This window comes from Pseudomonas rubra (assembly GCF_028656935.1).
Classification (GTDB): domain Bacteria; phylum Pseudomonadota; class Gammaproteobacteria; order Pseudomonadales; family Pseudomonadaceae; genus Aquipseudomonas; species Aquipseudomonas rubra.
Map to the genome: position 1 here is coordinate 114,015 of NZ_JAMDGZ010000043.1, position 18,624 is coordinate 132,638.

An 18,624-nucleotide genomic window follows, 5' to 3' on the forward strand; every position below is an offset into this window, starting at 1 on the left:
GGCCGGTGTGTACCGGCCGCGCTTGAGAGTGATCTGGAATGTCAGTGAATCCCGATATTGCCGCTTACCTGCAATTGGTCAATGCCGGCCGCGTTAGCGGCAAGAGCCAGGCCATGCATTTGCTCAGCCCCGAACAGGCGCGCCTTGAGTTCGACCAGTCGTCATTGTTGATGGGCATGGGGGGCCAAGGGTTGGGCCAAGTCAGCGCGGTGCACATCCCTACCCGTGACGACCAGCGACTCGATGCGCGCCTGTATCGCCCCTCGGACTGCGCCGCCGGGTTGCCGGTGTTGTTGTACTTTCATGGCGGCGGCTATGTGGTCGGTAGCCTCGACTCCCATGATGCGATCTGCCAGGAACTGGCCGAGAACAGCACTTGTCTGGTGCTCTCGGTAGCGTACCGGTTGGCCCCGCAGTGGCGTTTCCCGACCGCCTACGAAGATGCTGAAGATGCCTGGCGCTGGCTGTGCAGCGAGGCTGCGGCACTGGGCGGGGACCCGCAGCGCCTGGCGGTGGCCGGCGACAGCGTGGGGGGCAGCCTGGCGACGCTGGTCGCGCAATCTGCTGCGGCGCATCAGCAGCCGTTGTTGCAGGTGCTGATCTATCCGGTCACCGATGCCAGCCAGGTGCGCGCCTCCATCGACCGCTATGCCCAGGGTTATTTGCTGGAGAAAGACACCCTGGCGTGGTTTTACCAGCAGTACGCCAGAACCCCGGCCGACCTGCGCGATCCACGATTTTCACCGTTGCTGGCGGCGCTCGACGGGGGCCAGGCACCGGTGTTGATGGTGCTGGCCGAATGCGACCCGCTGGTGGACGAAGGCCAGGCCTTTGCTGCGGCGCTGGGCGAGGCGGGAGTGGCGGTGGACCTGCAACTGTACGCTGGCATGACCCATGACTTTCTGCGCATGGATGCCCTGGTCGATGAGGCTGAAGAGGCTCTGCAGTACATTGCCCAGGCGTTGCGCAAGGCGTTTGGGGGTAGGCCGTAAGGTTTGTAGCGTTCTTGAGATCGAGCGCCGCCCGCGCGGCGCATCGCCGGCAAGGCCGGCTCCCACATTTGTCGCAACGTGCCATGGCCTGTGAGAGTGGCGTTGTCAGCTTTGGTGCAGATCCCTTGTGGGAGACAAACTAAAACGCCGTGGCCCTTGGGGCCACGGCGTTTTTTTCTTCAGAAGAACTTGTAGCGGGCGGTGACCATGAAGTTGCGTGGCTCGCCGAAGAAGTTGGCTTCTGTCGGCGCGGTGATGGTCGAGTAGTAGTGCTTGTCGAACACGTTGTTGAGGTTGAGGTTCACCTGCAGGTTACGGTTGACGTCATAGGAGGTGAACAGGTCGTAGACGGTGTAGCCGCCTTGCTCAACCCCGAATGGCGTATAGATCTTGCTTTGCGTGCGCATCGCGCCACCGACCCGCCAGTCTTTCAGGTCGTCCGGCAGGCGATAGGTGGTGGCCAGCTTGAACAGGTTGGCCGGCAGGTTGGTGCCGTAGCGCTTGCCCTTGGTAAAGGTGCCGATTGGGTCATACGCCGAATCCTTGATGCGTTCGGCGGTGTTGTAGGTGTAGCCCGCAGAAACCTGCCAGTTCTCGGTCAGGGCCCCGCTCAGCTCGAACTCGATGCCACGGCTGCGAATTTCGCCTGCAGCGGTATAGCAAGTGGCAAAGGGATCGAAGCAGGTGCCCAGGGAAGTGGGTATCGCTTCAGGCAGGTTCTCCAGGTTGATCTGGAAGATCGCGATGCTGGAGTTCAGGCGGCCATCGAAGTGCTCACCCTTGAGGCCGATTTCGTAGTTGGTGCCCTCGATCGGCTTGAGCACGGTGCCGGAGGCGGACTGCTCGCTTTGCGGCTGGAACACCTTGGTCGCACTGGCATACACCGAGTAGGTGTCGTTGAGGTCATAGACCAGGCCGAAGTAAGGCGTGACCTTGCGGGTGACCTTGAAATTGGCCTCACCCCAGGGGAAGTCACCGTCGTACTGCACCTTGTCCAGCTTGTACCAGTCCAGGCGCGCGCCGGCGATGAAGGTCAACGGGTCGGCCAGGCTGAAGCGTGCGGTGGTATAGGCGCTGGACTGCTCGATGCGCTGTTCGCTGCCCACTGCGCCGTATTCGAGCAGTGCTGGCCGGGGGAACGCGCTCGGGTCCCAGTTGGTCGGGTCGAAGCTGCCCAGGTCGAAGGCCGCCGAGTCAAAGCCTGGCTGGGTCTTGAACGGGCCGCCGAGGTTGTCCCATTTGCTTACCCGGCGACTGCCGCCGACCACCAGCGAGTGGGTGCGTCCGAGCAAGTCGAAGGGGCCGCTGAAGTAGCCGTCGAAGCTGTACTGGTCGCGGTCGTAGTCATAGGCGCCGCCACGCAGGGTCATGCTCGGGTTGCCGTTGGCATCGATGCTGCTGTTGCTGATGAACGTGCCTTGCATGTTCATTTCGCTGGTGATGTAGGTCGCCGCGCCCTTGGCCTTCCAGCCATTGTCGAAGCGGTGTTCGATATCGGCGAACACCGTGGTGCTTTCCTTGTTCCAGTACGACCAGCTTGGGCTCATGCGTGTCGAGCGCGAGATGGGCAGGAAGCTGCCGTCAGGGTAGGTGCCCATGCCGTTCCAGTCGGCGCCGGGGTTGTTCTCGTCGCTGTAGGACACGCCCAGGCTGACGGTGGTGTCATCGGTGACATCGGCCTCGACAATGCCATAGAGCAGGGTGCGTTCGTTGCTGTAGTCGTCGATGAACGAATCTTTCTTCTGGTAGCTGAGCACGGTGCGCCCGCGCAGGCTGCCTTGTTCGTTCAGGGCCGAGCTGGCATCGATCTCGAACAGTTGGTTGTCCCAGCTGCCCAGGCCGCCCGTGACCGAGACCTGCGGGGTGACGGTAGGGCGCTTGCGGATCAGGTTGATCGAGCCCGAAGGCAGACCAGCGCCTTCCATCAGGCCAGCAGCCCCGCGCACCACTTCGACCCTGTCGTACATGGCCAGGGAACCGGTGGACAGTGCGGCTTCTTCATAGGCGACCGGCACGCCATCGAACATCAGGTTCTCGATGCCGAAGCCGCGCGCGTTGAAACGCGGGCGTTCGCCGCCCCATTGGTTGAGGGTCAGGCCGGGGGTGTATTTGACCACATCACTGAGGGTGGTCATGCCCTGGTCTTCAATGCGCTGGCGGGTGATCACGCTGGTCGACTGCGGGGTTTCGCGCGGTGACAGGGCCAGCTTGGTCGCGGTGTTGGCGCTGCCGGTGGTGTAGGAGCCGGTGTTCTCGGTAATCGCGCCCAGGCCCTGGCCCGAGACGTTGGTCACGCCCAATTGCACCGCGTCGGAGGTTTCGCCACCGGTCACGGTGATGGTATCGCCCTGCAGGCTGTAGCGCAGCCCGGTGCCCCTGAGCAGTTCGGCAATGGCCGTCGCCACACTCAGGCGCCCGCGCAGCGGGTTGCTGCGGATCCGTTGCACCGCCGATGGCTCGAACAATACTTGCACACCCGACTGGCGGCCGAACTCGAGCAAGGCATTGCTGACCGGTTGGGCGCCAATGTTGAACTCGATTTCCTGCGCTTGAACCAGCATCGACACACTCAGGGTCGAAGCCAGCGTTGCGCCCAGCAGAGCGGGTTTGAGCAGCCTGCGCATCATCAATGCTTTGGCCAGAGGGGTGAAGGCGGGGAGTGCTGGCATTGTTCGTGCTCTAGGAATTAAGTGTTAATGATAATGATTCTTTTGTAGAGGTGAGACGTGCGACTGCGCTGAAACCGGAAAACTTTTTTGGGTTTTCCGGTTTCAGGCACAGTTCAGGCAGGTTGCAGTTGATCCACGACCTGGCCGGCGTGCAGGCGCACCAGTTGGTCGGCAACGTCGAAGTAGCGGTCGTCGTGGGAGATCACAATGATGGTCTTGCCCAGGCGCTTGAGGTCCGGCAGCAGCTCGGTGTAGAAGATCCGCCGGAAGGTCGGGTCCTGGTCGGCGGCCCATTCGTCGAACACCAGCACCGGGCGCTTTTCGATCCAGGCATTGACCAGCGCCAGGCGCTTGCGCTGGCCGGTGGACAAGTCGGTAGTGCTGAACTGCCCGTCCTCGACCCTGACCTTGTGGGCAATCTCCAGGCGTTGCAGGTACTTGTTGGCGTCCTCGGGGATCTGCTGGTCGTTCTGCACCACATCGTCGAACAGGTAGTAGTCGGCGAAAATGGTCGTGAACAACTGGCGGTAGTCGTCCCGTGTTGCCGCTTCGATCGCCTGGCCGTTGACCCGGATCTGGCCTTGCGCCGGTGGGTAGAGCCCCAGCAGCAACTTGATCAGGGTGGTCTTGCCGCAGCCGTTCTCACCGACGATGAAGACGATCTCGCCCTGTTCGATGGTAAGGTTCACCGGCCCCAGGCGGAACGGTTCGGCGCCTGCCACCGGATCGAAGGCATAGCCGACGTTGTCCAGCTCCAGACTATGGAACGCCGGCGTGGCGCGCGTGGTGTCGGTCAGCAGCAGGTGCGGTTCAGGGGTGGCGAACTGTTCCGACAACTGCGCGATACGCTGGAAGGCGATCTGCGCCCGGCTGACGATCGGCAGGGTGCTCACCAAATGCTCGAGCGGCCCTTTCATGTACAACAGCACCAGGACGAACCCGCTCATGACGCTGGCATCGGCGCTGGGCCATAGCGACTGCAGGGCCAGGGCCAGGCCGATCACCACGAAGAACAGCATCGAGCCCAGGCTCTTGGCGATCACGAAGGTGTTGATCGAGCGGGTCTGGATGGCGCAGATCTGCTCTGCGGTGTGTTCGATGCCCTGTTTGAACATGCGCTGGCGCCGCGGGCGATGGATTCGCAGCTCCTTGGCCCCTTCAGCGATAGCGTTGTAGTGCTTCTGCAGTTGATCCTCGGCATCCCTGGCCTGCATGAAGCCGCGAATGCCGCGGGCCCGGGCGATGTACTGGATGACCGTGCCGATGGCAATGGCCACCAGCATCATCAGGAACATCGGCCAGGACAGCATGGCCAGGTAACCCAGGCAACCCAGGGTCACCGTCAGTGAAATGGCCAAAGGAGCAAAGGCGAAGGCAAAATCGCTGATGGTGTCGACGTCATGGGTCAGGACCGGGATCAGCCGGTGGCTGCGGTAGCGCTCGATCTGCTCGATAGGTGCCGACAGCACTTTTTCGCCCAGCTCTTTGCGCAGCTTGGCAATGATGTGCTGGCCGACATGGTTGGTACCGATGTCAGAGCAGATCGTGCTCAGCAGCGCCAGGGCGCACAGCCCGGCGAAGGCCAGGACCACCTGCTGGGTCAGGCCGCCTTCGCTGTGCAGGCCACTGTTGATCGTCGCCAGCAGCGCGGTGACGCTCAGGCCACCGATCATGCCAAGGACAATCGACAAGGTCACGATTGGCCAGAAGGGTTTGAGCAGGGCGAACAGCTCGCGCAGCGCCCCGCGTGGTTGCTTGGTCATCGAGAGGTCCTGCTCAGGCGCTGGTGAGGACGACAGCCTCACGCGGTTGGCTGGCATGCTTGCCCAGGGTCTGGTACAGCGACTGGCCGATCTCCGCGGCACGCACCGGCAGTACCGACAACAGGGTGTCGCTCAAGCCATGCGAGCCTTCACAGAAGCCCTGCAGGTAAACGGCGGCGTTGAGCTGGGGGGTGCTCAGGGCGCGGTAATTGCGGTCGACCTCGAAGTCTTGCAGGTGATGCTGCAGCGGCGCCAGCAGTTCGCGGTGGGAGCGACGCTCATAGCCGGTGGCGAGAATTACCGCATCGTAGCGATGGGTCTGTTCGACATCGGTGGCCAGGTCGCGCAGGGTCAGCTCGATGCCTTCGGCGGTGCTGGCCACCGCTTCGATCTGGCGACGGCAGAGGACCGAATGACGGAACTGGTGCGCGACTTTCTGCCGATAGAGGATGCCGTAGATGCGCTCGAGCAGGTCGATGTCCACCACCGAGTAGTTGGTGTTGTGATACTCCTCGATCAACTTGGCGCGCTCGCTTTGCGGCTGGTTGAACACAAGGTCCGTGTAGTTGGGGGCGAACACTTCGTTGACGAACGGGCTGTCATCGGCCGGTTTCAGGGCCGAGGCGCGCAGGATCATGTCGACCTTGACCGACGGGTAGCTGTCGTTGAGGTCGATGAAGGCTTCGGCCGCGCTTTGCCCGGAGCCGACGATGGCTATGCGCATCGGCTCGCCCTTGGCGCACGGCAGTTGCGCAAGGCTGTTCAGGTACTGGGAGTGGTGGAACACCCGAGGGTCGCCCTTGAACGAGGCGAACGCGGCAGGAATCTTCGGCGTGCCGCCGCTACCGACCACCACCGAGCGTGCCCGGCGCAGGTGCTCCTGGCCGTGCTGGTCACGGGAGATCAGACGCAGGTGATCGACCTGGCCATCCACCAGCTCAGGTTCCACCCGCAGCACTTCCTCGCCATATACCGCCTGGGTGGCGAAATGGTCCGCGGCCCAGCGCAGGTAGTCGTTGTACTCCAGGCGGCAGGGGTAGAAGGTGCCCAGGTTGATGAAGTCGACCAGGCGTTGCTTCTGGTGCAGGTAGTTGACGAAGCTGTAGGGGCTGGTGGGATTGCGCAGCGAGACCAGGTCCTTGAGGAAAGAGATCTGCAGTTCGCTCTGGGTCGCCAGGGTGTTGCCGTGCCAGCGGTAGTCAGTCTGTTTGTCGATGAACAGGGCATCGAGGGCGTGGCCGTTGGTTTCGGCAAGCTCTTCCAGGGCAATGGCCAGGGCCAGGTTGGAAGGGCCGAAGCCAACGCCGATCAGGTCGTGGATTTTTCCGGAGGATTGGGTCTGGCTCATGGGTGCGGTTCCTTGGGTGGTCGAGTGGGGGCGCCTGTAAAGGGCGCCCCGGATCCTGCGCAAGTACACCGATAGAACGAGCCTTGGAACTGAGAATTTACCGCTTTTGCATGCTCAGAGCTCGCGCGCTACTCGAAAGCCGATCCAGTCGCCGCGGTTGTCCGGGAGATTGTTGTTACGGTTGCCCGAGCGCGAGAAGATCGGTGCTTCGCCCCAGTCGTTGCCGCGGATCTGCACCAGTTCACAGCCGGCTTGTTTCCAGGCGCTGCCGTCGCTGGGTGCGCCGACGTAGTCGTCGTGGGTGCAATCAGCGACCCATTCGTAGACGTTGCCATGCATGTCGTAGACGCCAAAGGCATTGGCCGGGTAGCTGCCCACTGGCGCGGTGAAACTGTAGCCATCCTTGGGACCGTAGACGTTGGCGTGCTGGCTGATTTCGTACTCGGCGTTGGGGTCCAGCGGGAAGGGGAACGGGCCGCTGCTGCCAGCCCGTGCGCCGTACTCGCGCTCCGCCTCGCTGAGCATGCGGTAGTGCTTGCCCGTCTTTTTTGACAGCCATGCGGCATAGGCTTGCACATCGTGGTAGCTCATGCACACGGCCGGCTGCTTGGGGCCTTGCTTGTAGCGCGGTTTGCTGGCCTTGCACTCACGGCCCGGGCGGGTGTCGCCATCGGCAATCTTTACCCCTGACTCGCGCAGGTAGGCGTCCCACTCGCCGGCGGTGACCTGGTAGCGGCTGATGGCGAAGGGCTTGGCAAAGGTCACCTGGTGCAGCGGGCCTTCATCCGGCTGGCGCCCGACTTCGTCATCCGGGGTGCCCATCATGAAACTGCCGGCAGGCAGCACGACCATGTCCGGGCAGGCCGCCTTGCAGTCGCGAAAGACGCTGCCAGGCGTGTTCGGTGTGTTGCCCGCCAGGGCCGGGAGGCTGCAGCCGGCGAGTAGCGCGGCCAGGGTCAGGTGGTGCAGGGTACGCGTCATAAAAGGGCCTTTATCAGAGTTTCTTGATCAGCAGGGCCATGGCCCGGTCGATTTCCTGTTCGTTGTTGAGCAAGCTTGGGGCAAAACGAATCACCGGGCCGACGTCGCGCTCCACCGCATCGACCATCACCCGGTTTTGCACCAGGTAGGCGGCAATGGCATCGGCATCGCGTTGCTTGATCCGGAAGAAGGTAAAGCCCGCCGAATGTTCCGGGCTGCGCGGGGTGACCAGTTCGATGGCCTTGTGCTCGCTCAGGCGCGCTTTGAGCAGGTCGTTCAACTGGTGGATGCGTACCTGGACATCGGCCTTGCCCAGCTGCAGGTGCAGCTCGAAGGCCTTGCCCAATGCCCAGCGGTGCTCGAAGGCGTGATAGCCGCCGGGGGTCATGATGGTGGCGAAGTCTTCGTCTTCGGAGAAGGTGGCGAAGGTCGGGGTCAGGTGCTCCATCTTCTGCGAGGCGGCGCAGATGATCCCGGTACCGCGCGGGCCGAACATCCACTTGTGGGTGCCGGCGATGAAGTAGTCGCACTTGAAGTCGGCGAAGTTGCTGTCCTCGACGCCGAAACCGTGCACGCCATCGACCACGTAAAGGATTCGCTGGCTTTCATCGCGACTGCGGTTGTGCTGGCGCACCAGCTCGCCAATCTGCCCGACTGGCAGTTTCACCCCGCTGCCCGAATGCACCCAGGTCATGCCCAGTACTCGGGTGTTGGGCTTGATGGCTTTGTCGATGGTGCTTAGCACCTGGTCGGTGGAGATTTGCCAGGGTTGCTCGAACAGGCGCAGCTTGCGCACCTGGGTGCCTTCGTGGCGTTGACGGAAGGCCAGGGTGTTGTGGGTGGAATAATGTTCGTGTTCGGTGGTCAGGATTTCTTGCCCGGCACCGACCTGCAGGCGCCCGTAGATCATGCCCAGGCCTTCGGTGGTGCTGCCGGTCAGGGCGATCTGGCGGGGCTGGACCTGCAGGTAGCGCGCGGCCCACTCACGCACCTCGCCTTCGCGCTGCCATTCGTACTGGCTTTCCCAGTCCATGCGGCTGGCCGGGTTGCGGTCGACTTCTGCGCGGTAGTAGTCGATAGCCTCCTGCACCGGGCGCGGGTGGGCGGTCACCAGGAAATTGGCGAAATGGGCGTAGTCCGGGTCCAGGGGGAACAGCTGGCGCAGGTTACGCCATTTGTCGCTGCCGGACAGCGGTGCAGCAGGTGTGGCCAGGGCCTGGGGCAGCAAGGGCAGGCTGGCAGCGAACAGGCCGGCCTGCTTGAGAAAGGTACGGCGATCAGTCATGTCGGGTGATGTCCGGCTCAAGGCATTGAGGTGCTGGCAACGGGCTGGGCGGCTTTTTGCACCTGCTCCCAGACACGCAGGAAGTTGCCGGCCCAGAGCTTGGTGATATCTGCCTCCGAGTAGCCGCGGCTGAGCAGTTCGGCGGTAATGTTGCGAATCTCGCTGACGTCCTTGAAGCCGTCGAGGCCGCCGCCGTCGTTGAAGTCGGAGCTGAGGCCGACGTGGTCGATGCCGACCTTTTTCACCGTGTAGTCGATGGCATCGACCAGGTCTTTGAGGCCCGCCTTGGGTTCCTCTTCAAGGATGCCGTAAAGGCTGCCGGCGTACTCACCAAAGCGTGCCTCAGGCCAGATGGCGATCACCGCGTCGCCGGGCATCAGCGCGTTGGTCAGGCCCTGTAGCGGTTGCAGGTCGAAACGCACGCGCAGGGCTTCGAGCTTGTCCAGGGTCGGTTTGCTCAGGGGCTTTAAGTACTGGCCGAAGCCGACCACCTGGATCACGCCGCCACTGTCCTTGATCAGTTGCATTTCCTTGTCACTGAGGTTGCGCGCAATATCCACCAGGGCCCGCGGCGCCGAGTGCGAGGCCACGATCGGCGCCCGGCTCAGGCGCGCGACGTCTTCCAGGGCCAGGGTCGACATCTGTGATACATCGATAATTACCCCCAGTTCATTGAGGCGCTTGACCGCCTGTTCGCCCAGCGGGGACAGACCGCCTAGGGCATCGGCGGTGTCATTGAAGAACGGCAGCGGGCGCGAGGAGTCGGCCCAGTCGTTGTTGCCGGTGTAGCTGAAGCCGAACATGCGCATGCCGCGCTTGGCCCACAGGTCCAGTTGCGTCAGGTCATGGCCGAGCGGGTAGGCGTTGAGCATGCTGATGAACACGGCGAACTTGCCTTCGCCATTGAGGCGGCGGAAGTCATCCGGGGTGTAGGCAATGCCCACCTGGTTGGGGAAGTCGCGGACCATGTTGCTGATGATCTTGTAGCGGACTTCCTGCTGGTGCCGAGCTTCATCGACAAAGCCCGGGGTAGGGCGGTGCGGGGCGTTGGGACCGTTCCACAGCTCCGGCCAGCCGAAGATGGTCAGGGCCGCGCCGGACAACCGCCCCTGGCCGGCCTTGACCAGGTCGAACTGGCCGCTGCCGTTCTTGTCCACTTCATTGCCGGCGCTGCCAAAATCCAGCGGCACGGTGATATGGCTGTCGAACGACAGCATGTGCTCATGCAGGGCATTGGCTTGCTCGACGATCTGCCGCGGGTAGCCGGCTTGCGGCTGGACGTACAGGTAACCGGCAATGCCGGCGCCCAGGGCCACCGCCAGGGCAAGCGGCAGGCCGATGTATAGGGCTTTGCGGGATCGGGTCTTGGTCTTGGTCATTGCCATCTCGACGCTGGGCTGATCGGAACGGCTTGCCCGGTGCACGGGTGTGCCGGGGGCAAAGCGCGGGTATCAGGAGGGACGAATGGCGTGCCGGCAAATTTATCCAGAGGCCCGGCTGGCTCAAGTTTGCGCCTGTTCAGCCGATAGCCCGGTTACCCCAACACCATCAGGACGATAGAAACATGGCAGGATTTAGCGCCGTATCCATCAACGGGACCCCTTTGAACAGCGCCATCAACACCGGCATTACCATTACCGGTCAAGACAAGCAGGCTGAGCTTGAGGCAACAGGCGCGCTTGGCGTCGATCTGTCCAAGTTGCGTGATAACGGCAAGACCGAAGAGGCCAAGGAAAGCGAAGAGGCTAGCGGTGAACCGCCACACATCAAGCAAATGCGCGAGATGATCAAGAAACTGCAAAAGCAGTTGGCCGAGGCGGAGAAGCGTTTGCAGGAAATCATGTCCCGTGACATGGAGCCGACCCTCAAGACTTCGGCTGTCTCTGCCGCGCAAGCTGCAGTGGGTGCGATCTCAGGGGCACTCGCAAACGCCACGGCGGCGCTGCTCAAGGCGCTGACCGAAGTCGGTGGCAACAGCTCGGGCGCATTGGTCGACACCAGCGCCTGAGGTAAAAAAAGGGCCTGTGCATGCACAGGCCTTTTTTTTCAGTCCGCCAGCTGGCGGTTCTGCGTGCGCTCGGACTTGTAGCGCATGGCCACCGCCGGTGCCGGCTTGGTGCTGCCGGTTTCCAGCCACTGGCGCATGCGGCTGGCGTCGGCAAAGTGGGTGTACTTGCCGAAGGCATCGAGAATCACCATGGCCACCGGGCGGTTGTCCATTTTGGTCAACAGCACCAGGCAGTGGCCGGCATCGTTGGTGAAGCCGGTCTTGGTCAGCTTGATGTCCCAATTGCTCTTGTTGACCAGGTGGTCGGTGTTGCGAAAGCCCAGGGTGTAGTTGGGTTTACGAAACGCCACGGTCTGCTCGCGGGTGGTGCTCAATTGGCTCAGCAGCGGGTAGTTGCGTGCAGCCATCAGCAACTTGCTCAGATCGCGAGCGGTGGAGACGTTGCTGGTCGAAAGCCCGGTTGGCTCCACATAGCGGGTATGGCTCATGCCCAGCGCCCGGGCCTTGGCGTTCATCGCCTTGATGAAGGCGTTGTAGCCTCCCGGGTAGTTGTGCGCCAGGGTCGAGGCGGCGCGGTTCTCCGAGGACATCAGGGTGATCAGCAGCATGTCCTTGCGGTTGAGCTGGCTGCCCAGCTTGACTCGCGAATACACCCCTTTCATTTCCTTGTTCTGGGCGATGGTGACCGTGAGCATCTCGTCCATGTTCTGCTTGGCGTCGAGCACCACCATGCCGGTCATCAGCTTGGTCACCGAGGCGATCGGTACCACCCGATCGGGGTTGTTGGCGTAGAGCACTTTGTTGGTTTGCAGGTCAATCAGCAGGGCGCTGCCCGAAGCCAGGTGCAACTTGGCGGGATCGCGTTGTTGTTGGGCCGGGGGTTGTGCAGCAGCGGTCGACGTGACAGTCGCAGTACCTGTGAGCAACAGCAGCAGGCCAAGAATCGATAGGGGAGTTTTCACGTTGAGGCTCACTAAAAGTTGGTATGTTGTTGGCTGTGCAAGGGTTTTCCCCCAAAGACCCTTGCATTCTGGAGTATGGCCCAGATCCTGTCGATTGCCCCGTATCGGTTGGGCGAAACATGAAAAAAAATTAATCCTGTGTCAATCCTGTACCAATTTCAGGGTGCGTATTTGCTATTGTCGTGCCTTTACCTTGGTCAACTGGACGACCTCTTCATGACAGCCCACATCGAGTTCACCTGCAGCCCCAGCGAGCAGCAACGCGAAGCAATCCTCAAGCCACTACGCGCCCACAACATCAGCCAAGCCGGTGAGCCACAGTTGCAAACCTTTGCCTGGTCGCTGCGCGATCCGCACAGCGGCGAAGCCAGTGGTGGCTTGTATGGCAAGATCTCTTCTGGCTGGATGTTCATCGAACTGCTGGCCGTGCCCGAATCCCTGCGTGGTCACGGGCTGGGGCGCGATTTGATGGCCCTGGCCGAGGCCAGGGCGCGCGAAGCAGGTTGTCTCGGTATCTGGCTGGACACCTTCAGCTTTCAGGCGCCAGCGTTTTACCGCAAGCTTGGGTTCACGGTGTTTGGTGAGCTGGCCGACTATCCGCCAGGGCATACCCGGTACTTTATGCGCAAACTGCTCTGAGTCCGTTGGTCAATGGTCATTACCGATCCATGACCCGATCGGTTCTTAGCGCATGCGCAGCGATGGCCGAGCGCCCATAAAAAGCCCCGCCAAAAGGCGGGGCAAGGGGCTGTGCGGAGCAACGCACGATAAACGGGTTGGCTGGCCTCAGGCGCGCAGGCCGGGGCTTTCGAGGCGGTCGGCGAGGGCTTGGGCGGCGGGCAACGAGGTCAATGGCCCGGAAATTGCCTCGCCATTGCGCACCAGGTACCAGCAGGCCAGCAGGCCCAGCTCCCTGAGCGAGGTGGGGACGGCACTGCCGATGACGGACATGATGTTGATAGGGGACATGTGGGGTTCCTCCTGCGAATCATGGGCCTACCTTAACGGCCAGGGCGTCGCGGTTGAAATCAACCGGCTTGATAGTGATCATCATCACCATGCTTGGGCATAATGCCGGTTCGCTCGCAGGGAGAAGGCAATGACTACTGTTCCAGGCAAAGACACCGTACTGTGCATCTCGCTGGCCGGGCGCCCCGGCACCTTTGGCGTGCGTTTTCATAACCATCTGTACCAGCAGTTGGGGCTCGATTACTACTACAAGGCCATGACCACCCAGGACCTGCCTGCGGCGATTGCCGGCATTCGCGCACTCGGCATTCGCGGCTGTGGCGTGTCGATGCCTTACAAGGAAGCCTGCATGGCCCTGGTCGATGAGATCGACCCGTCAGCGGCGGCGATCGAGTCGATCAATACCATCGTCAACAGCAACGGCCAGCTGAAGGCCTACAACACGGATTACCTGGCGGTGCGGCAGTTACTGGCACAGCATCGGATCAATCCGTCCACGGCCTTTGCCCTGCGCGGCAGCGGCGGCATGGCCAAGGCGGTGGCCAGCGCTTTGCGTGATGCTGGTTTCACCCAAGGCATTATCGTCGCCCGCAATGAACAGGCCGGCCGGCAACTGGCCGACAGCTGCGGGTATCGCTGGCAGGCGCAGTTGGGCGATGTGTGCCCGCCGATGCTGGTGAATGTCACGCCGATCGGCATGGCCGGTGGGGTCGAGGCTGATCAGCTGGCGTTCACGCCAGAGGCGATTGCGGCGGCGCAGCAGGTGTTCGATGTGGTGGCGATGCCTTCGCAGACGCCGTTGATCGTCGAGGCCCAGCGCTTGGGCAAGCCGGTGATCACCGGGCTTGAGGTGATTGCCTTGCAGGCACTGGAGCAGTTTGTGCTGTACACCGGGGTGCGGCCGAGCGATGAGCAGGTGGCGCGGGCGGTGGCGTTTGCCCGTGGTTAGCGAGTAGGCCCCATCGCCGGCAAGGCCGGCTCCCACAGGATGGTGAATGCAGGGCCCTTGTGGGAGCTGGCCTTGCCAGCGATGGGCTGCAAAGCAGCCCCAGCTCTACTCGAACTGCGCCAGGCGCTCTTCCAGCGCCGCAATCCGCGCCTCCAGCGCTTCGATACGCTCCAGCGACACAGCGCCGCCTGCCGAGCGCTCCGGGCCTTGCTGGCGCGCTGCCAGAATCGCTTCGATCTCGGCCGGGTCACCCAGGGCATGTGTGTAGCGATCCTCGCGCTGCCCGGCCTGGCGCGGCAGGTGCAAGGCGAAACCACGGGCAATCAGGCGCTCCAGTTGATGCACGACTTGCTCTGCGTCTTCGAACTCGTGCATGCGGCTGCTGCGGGTCAGCAGTTCGTTGACGGTCTGCGGCCCGCGCAGGAACATCAAGCCGAGCAGGGTCACCTGCGCCGGTACCAGCTCCAGGGCCTTGTCCACCCGCTGTTCCCAGCGGTCGGCGCGGCTGCCCATCTGCAGGCGGGTCAGACCCTGGCCTTCCAGCGCACGCAGGGCCTGGCCGACCTGGCCCTGGCTGAGGTTCATCACCGGTTCACGGCTGGTCTTCTGGTTGCAGGCCAGCACCAGGGCGTTGAGGGTCAGGGGGTAGGTTTCCGGACTGGTGGCCTGTTTTTCGATCAGCGAACCGAGCACACGGATTTCGGTGCTGGTGAAGCGGGCGTCGGAAGGGGTTTGGTGTTCGGCGGACATGGCCCTGTCTCTATGCGAAGAAAGGCCTCTAGCCTAGGTGCGCAACAGGGTAAAACACAAGCCGCCGGTGCATCACGCACCGGCGGCCGGCCAGGCTCAGGCGGCCTGGCGTTCCTCGGCCATGCAGGCCGCGGCGGTGAACAGCACGTCGGTGGAGGAGTTCAGCGCGGTTTCCGCCGAGTCCTGCAGTACGCCAATAATGAAGCCGACCGCCACCACCTGCATGGCGATCTCGCTGGGGATGCCGAACAGGCTGCAGGCCAGCGGGATCAGCAGCAGCGAACCACCGGCCACCCCCGAAGCGCCACAGGCGCACACGGCGGCAACGACGCTGAGCAGGATCGCGGTCGGGATGTCGACAGTAATGCCCAGGGTATGCACGGCGGCCAGGGTCAGCACGGTGATGGTGATCGCGGCGCCCGCCATGTTGATGGTCGCGCCCAACGGGATCGACACCGAGTAGGTGTCTTCATGCAGGCCGAGTTTTTCGCTCAGGGCCATGTTCACCGGGATGTTGGCGGCCGAGCTGCGGGTGAAGAAGGCGGTGATGCCACTCTCGCGCAGGCACAGCAGCACCAGCGGGAAGGGGTTGCGGCGGATTTTCCAGAAGACGATGACCGGGTTGACTACCAGCGCCACGAACAGCATGCAGCCGATCAGCACGGCCAGCAGGTGCAGGTAACCGAGCAGGGCGTCGAGCCCGGACTGGGCCAGGGTCGAGGCGACCAGGCCGAAAATCCCCAGCGGCGCGAAACGAATCACCAGGCGCACGATCAGCGTTACCCCGTTGGACAGGTCGGCGACCACTGTGCGGGTGGTTTCCCCGGCATGCCGAATGGCTACGCCCAGGCCGATGGCCCAGGCCAGGATGCCAATGAAGTTGGCGTTCATCAGCGCGCTCACCGGGTTGTCGACCACGCTCAGCAGCAGGCTCTGCAGCACCTCGGTGATACCGCCGGGCGCACTCAGGGCAACGTCGGAGGTGCTCAGCGCAAGGTTCGAGGGGAAGGCCATGCTGGCGATCACCGCGACCACGGCCGCGGCGAAGGTGCCGAACAGGTACAGCACCAGGATCGGGCGGATATGGGTCTCGGTGCCGTGACGATGGTTGGCGATCGAGGCCATGACCAGGATGAACACCAGGATCGGCGCCACCGCCTTGAGGGCGGAGACGAACACCTTGCCGATGAAGCCGAGGCTTGCGGCGGTGTCGGGAGCGAACACCGCCAGGGCGATGCCGGCGACGAGGCCGATCATGATCTGGACCACCAGACTGGTACGGTTCAACAGGTTTAGAACAGGGGTCATGTCAGGTGTTTCTCTGTCTTGTTCAGGGGGCGCCTGGCAGGGCAGGGCCAGAAAAAGGGCGCGACTTTAGCACAGCAGGGCACATTAGGTGTTTGCGCTGTGTCAGACGGTAGGTTGGGCGTGCAGCGCCCGCACCTGCAGCCGGCTACCAGTTGAACAACTGGCGGCGGGCGCCTTCGGTGATGGCGAGGATGCCCGGGTGCTTGACCTTACGTTCCACCGAGATGGCATAGAACGACTCGATGACCGCGTCGGTCTGGCCGATCAGCTCAACGCCGTATTGTTTGCAGACCTCGTCGGCAATCACGCTGGGGGCGATGAAAACACCGCTACCCGATTGCCCGAAGGCCTGCATCAAGGCGCTGTCGTCGAACTCGCCGACGATCCGCGGCTGCAATTGCTGCTCGGCGAACCAGCGCAGCAGGCGGCTGCGCACCACGGTTTCCTGGCCGGGGATCAACAGCGGTGCGTGTTGCAGGCAGGCCGGGAAGTCGTGGCCATACTGCTCGGCCAGTGCCGGTGTGGCAAAAAAGCTGATGCCGCATTCACCGAGTTTCTGGCTGTAGCCCTTGATGTCCAGGTGGCTGGGCATGGGGCTGTCGGAAATCACCAGATCCAGGCGCTGGATCGCCAGGTCCGCCAGCAGTCGTTCGAGTTTGTCTTCGCGGCAACTCAGGCGCAGGGCGTCTTCCATGGCCATGGTCGGTGCCAGCAGGCGATAGACGATGGACTTGGGCACCACATCCGCCACCCCGACCCGGAACAAAATCTGCTGCTCATCGGGCCGTGCCCGCAGCATGGCCTCAAGCTCGCCACCGATCTGGAACATCTGTTCGGCGTAGGTCAGGGTCTGCCGGCCGCTCTCGGTCAGCTCCAGCTGGCGCCCCACGCGCCGAAACAACTCGATGCCATAGGTTTGTTCGAGCAGGGTGATCTGCCCGCTGATAGTCTGCGGGGTCAGGTTCAGCTGCTCGCAGGCCCGCACGATGCTGCCGGTCTTGGCCACCACCCAGAAGTAATGCAGTTGCCGGTAATTGAGCATGCCGATTCCCGATTCGTAAAAACCGAAGTATAACCGCTGAAAATACGAATTTTCCTGATGTATCCAGATATTTAGAATCCTCTGCCATCACGGTGCTACTGATTTGGCACCGAATACTTGCATGGAGAACCCCAGATGCTTCACTTCAAATCCATCGGTACACCCTTGGTGTTGCTGCTGGCCCTGATGGCCATGAGCGGTTGCGAGCAGGCGGAAAAGTCCGCCCAGCAGATGCTCAACCAGGCAGCGGAGTCGGCCAAAGAGGCCATCGACAAAACCAACGAAGCTGCTCAAGAGGCATTGAGCGAAGCCACCGGCTCCGAGGGCGGCGACAAGGCTGATAAGGCCGACAAGCCACAAAGCGATAAAAGCGCCCAGGAAATCTGACCCACCCTTTAGCCTTGTGCAGGATTGATTCATGGAATACTTGTTGGAACTCGCTGCAAGCCCGACCGCCTGGGTCGCCCTGGCCACCCTGGTGGCCATGGAGATTGTCCTGGGTATCGATAACCTGATCTTCATCTCCATCCTTACCAACAAGTTGCCTGAAGAGTTCCGCTCCAAGGCACGGCGCATTGGTATCAGCATGGCCCTGATCATGCGCCTGGGCCTGCTCAGCACCGTGGCCTGGATCGTTCAACTGACCGAGCCGGTCATCGATGTGTTCGGTCATACCTTCTCCTGGAAGGACATGATCCTCATCGCCGGTGGCTTGTTCCTGCTGTGGAAGGCGACCAAGGAGATCCACGAAAGCGTCGATCCGCGTGCCCAGGCTGAAGCCAAGGCATCGTCGACCATCACCTTGGGCTTTGCCGCGGCGATTGGTCAGATCCTGGTGCTGGACATCGTCTTCTCGATCGACAGTATCATCACCGCTGTGGGCATGACCGAGCACCTGCCGATCATGATCATCGCCGTGGTCAGCGCCGTGATCGTGATGCTGGTGGCGGCCGACCCGCTGGCCAAGTTCATCAACGACAACCCGACCGTGGTGATGCTGGCCCTGGGCTTCCTCATCATGATCGGCATGACCCTGATCGCCGAAGGTTTCGGTGCTCATGTGCCCAAGGGTTATGTGTATGCGGCGATGGCTTTCTCGACAGCGATCGAAGTGCTCAACATCATGTCGCGCCGGGCACGCTTGAAGCGCGAGGCGGCTGAGGGCTGAAAGTTGTTGAAGTAAAACCTGTGGGAGCCGGCCTTGCCGGCGATGGGATCTGCGCGGTGCTTGTGACTGCGCGGTGTCTGCATCGCTGGCAAGGCCAGCTCCCACAGTGCTTTATGCCTTTCTGAAGTTCCCGGTAGGAGCTGGTTTGCCTTCAGGCGCAATACGATGATGCGGATGATGGTGCCGGGCGATGCGCAACACCCCCCAGAGCATGGCAGCCGCGACGCTCAACCAGGCGCCGACCAGCATCAGGATTGCCATTGTCAGGCTCATGCTTGCCTCCTTACGTCACGTCCACGCCAGCCAGGTTCGCCACGCGGACACGTCTTCAGTCTAGCTGTTTGCCCATTACAGGCTATTGACCGATGGTCTAGCGGCTTGGGCCGCTTTGTTCTAAGCCTGCAGCAGGCTATACCCCGGGCGCGCGCCA

The 18,624-nt window shown here is 62.4% G+C and carries 18 protein-coding genes; 6 read left to right on the forward strand and 12 right to left on the reverse strand.

Features of this window, described 5'->3' with window-relative positions; all coding sequences use genetic code 11:
* Positions 1-38 precede the first annotated feature (38 nt).
* Positions 39-992 (forward strand): alpha/beta hydrolase, encoded by a 954-nt coding sequence (locus M5G17_RS18800; RefSeq protein ID WP_273894421.1) that lies wholly within the window; start codon positions 39-41, stop codon positions 990-992.
* A 179-nt stretch (positions 993-1,171) separates the two neighbouring features.
* Here the strand turns inward: M5G17_RS18800 and M5G17_RS18805 are convergent, their stop codons facing one another.
* The 6 genes from M5G17_RS18805 to pvdM form a co-directional block, all read right to left on the reverse strand.
* Positions 1,172-3,661, reverse strand: a complete 2,490-nt coding sequence (locus tag M5G17_RS18805) for a TonB-dependent siderophore receptor (protein WP_273894422.1) — start codon at positions 3,659-3,661, stop codon at positions 1,172-1,174.
* Between the two features lie 113 nt (positions 3,662-3,774).
* Positions 3,775-5,424, reverse strand: a complete 1,650-nt coding sequence (locus M5G17_RS18810) for a cyclic peptide export ABC transporter (RefSeq protein WP_273894423.1) — start codon at positions 5,422-5,424, stop codon at positions 3,775-3,777.
* A 13-nt stretch (positions 5,425-5,437) separates the two neighbouring features.
* Positions 5,438-6,772 carry a lysine N(6)-hydroxylase/L-ornithine N(5)-oxygenase family protein gene (locus M5G17_RS18815; RefSeq protein ID WP_273894424.1) on the reverse strand — a complete coding sequence of 445 codons (1,335 nt, stop codon included), beginning with the start codon at positions 6,770-6,772 and terminating at the stop codon, positions 5,438-5,440.
* A 114-nt stretch (positions 6,773-6,886) separates the two neighbouring features.
* Positions 6,887-7,753, reverse strand: a complete 867-nt coding sequence (pvdO, locus tag M5G17_RS18820; protein WP_273894425.1) for a dihydropyoverdine dehydrogenase — start codon at positions 7,751-7,753, stop codon at positions 6,887-6,889.
* A gap of 13 nt (positions 7,754-7,766) precedes the next feature.
* Positions 7,767-9,038 (reverse strand): pyoverdine-tailoring periplasmic protein PvdN, encoded by a 1,272-nt coding sequence (pvdN, locus tag M5G17_RS18825; protein ID WP_273894426.1) that lies wholly within the window; start codon positions 9,036-9,038, stop codon positions 7,767-7,769.
* 17 nt (positions 9,039-9,055) lie between these two features.
* Entirely contained in the window at positions 9,056-10,417 is a 1,362-nt protein-coding gene (gene pvdM, locus M5G17_RS18830) for a pyoverdine-tailoring dipeptidase-like protein PvdM (RefSeq protein ID WP_273894427.1), read from the reverse strand.
* 185 nt (positions 10,418-10,602) lie between these two features.
* On the opposite strand from pvdM, the gene M5G17_RS18835 reads away from it, so the two are divergent.
* Positions 10,603-11,046, forward strand: coding sequence for a hypothetical protein (locus tag M5G17_RS18835; RefSeq protein WP_273894428.1), 444 nt, complete (start codon positions 10,603-10,605; stop codon positions 11,044-11,046).
* 38 nt (positions 11,047-11,084) lie between these two features.
* Here the strand turns inward: M5G17_RS18835 and pbpG are convergent, their stop codons facing one another.
* A complete protein-coding gene (gene pbpG, locus M5G17_RS18840; RefSeq protein ID WP_273894429.1) occupies positions 11,085-12,008 on the reverse strand; it encodes a D-alanyl-D-alanine endopeptidase in 924 nt (307 codons plus the stop codon).
* Between the two features lie 216 nt (positions 12,009-12,224).
* Here pbpG and M5G17_RS18845 point away from each other — a divergent pair, with 216 nt between their 5' ends.
* Positions 12,225-12,647: a GNAT family N-acetyltransferase gene (locus tag M5G17_RS18845; RefSeq protein WP_273894430.1), complete on the forward strand. Its 423-nt coding sequence runs from the start codon at positions 12,225-12,227 to the stop codon at positions 12,645-12,647.
* Positions 12,648-12,794: 147 nt separating this feature from the next.
* Here M5G17_RS18845 and M5G17_RS18850 read toward each other — a convergent pair whose 3' ends face one another.
* Positions 12,795-12,977, reverse strand: a complete 183-nt coding sequence (locus M5G17_RS18850) for a hypothetical protein (protein ID WP_273894431.1) — start codon at positions 12,975-12,977, stop codon at positions 12,795-12,797.
* Positions 12,978-13,107: 130 nt separating this feature from the next.
* On the opposite strand from M5G17_RS18850, the gene M5G17_RS18855 reads away from it, so the two are divergent.
* Positions 13,108-13,926, forward strand: coding sequence for a shikimate 5-dehydrogenase (locus tag M5G17_RS18855; RefSeq protein WP_273894432.1), 819 nt, complete (start codon positions 13,108-13,110; stop codon positions 13,924-13,926).
* A 105-nt stretch (positions 13,927-14,031) separates the two neighbouring features.
* Here M5G17_RS18855 and M5G17_RS18860 read toward each other — a convergent pair whose 3' ends face one another.
* From M5G17_RS18860 to nhaR, 3 genes are all read right to left on the reverse strand, one after another.
* The gene (locus M5G17_RS18860) at positions 14,032-14,676 is read right to left on the reverse strand and encodes a YceH family protein (RefSeq protein WP_273894433.1); all 645 of its coding nucleotides are present in this window, start codon (positions 14,674-14,676) and stop codon (positions 14,032-14,034) included.
* A gap of 96 nt (positions 14,677-14,772) precedes the next feature.
* Positions 14,773-15,984 (reverse strand): serine/threonine transporter SstT, encoded by a 1,212-nt coding sequence (gene sstT / locus M5G17_RS18865; RefSeq protein WP_273894434.1) that lies wholly within the window; start codon positions 15,982-15,984, stop codon positions 14,773-14,775.
* A gap of 145 nt (positions 15,985-16,129) precedes the next feature.
* Positions 16,130-17,026: a transcriptional activator NhaR gene (gene nhaR, locus M5G17_RS18870; protein WP_273894435.1), complete on the reverse strand. Its 897-nt coding sequence runs from the start codon at positions 17,024-17,026 to the stop codon at positions 16,130-16,132.
* Between the two features lie 135 nt (positions 17,027-17,161).
* On the opposite strand from nhaR, the gene M5G17_RS18875 reads away from it, so the two are divergent.
* A complete protein-coding gene (locus tag M5G17_RS18875) occupies positions 17,162-17,413 on the forward strand; it encodes a hypothetical protein (RefSeq protein ID WP_130265345.1) in 252 nt (83 codons plus the stop codon).
* Positions 17,414-17,444: 31 nt separating this feature from the next.
* The gene (locus M5G17_RS18880) at positions 17,445-18,194 is read left to right on the forward strand and encodes a TerC family protein (protein ID WP_273894436.1); all 750 of its coding nucleotides are present in this window, start codon (positions 17,445-17,447) and stop codon (positions 18,192-18,194) included.
* Positions 18,195-18,305: 111 nt separating this feature from the next.
* Here the strand turns inward: M5G17_RS18880 and M5G17_RS18885 are convergent, their stop codons facing one another.
* Positions 18,306-18,467, reverse strand: a complete 162-nt coding sequence (locus tag M5G17_RS18885) for a hypothetical protein (RefSeq protein ID WP_273894437.1) — start codon at positions 18,465-18,467, stop codon at positions 18,306-18,308.
* Positions 18,468-18,624 lie beyond the last annotated feature (157 nt).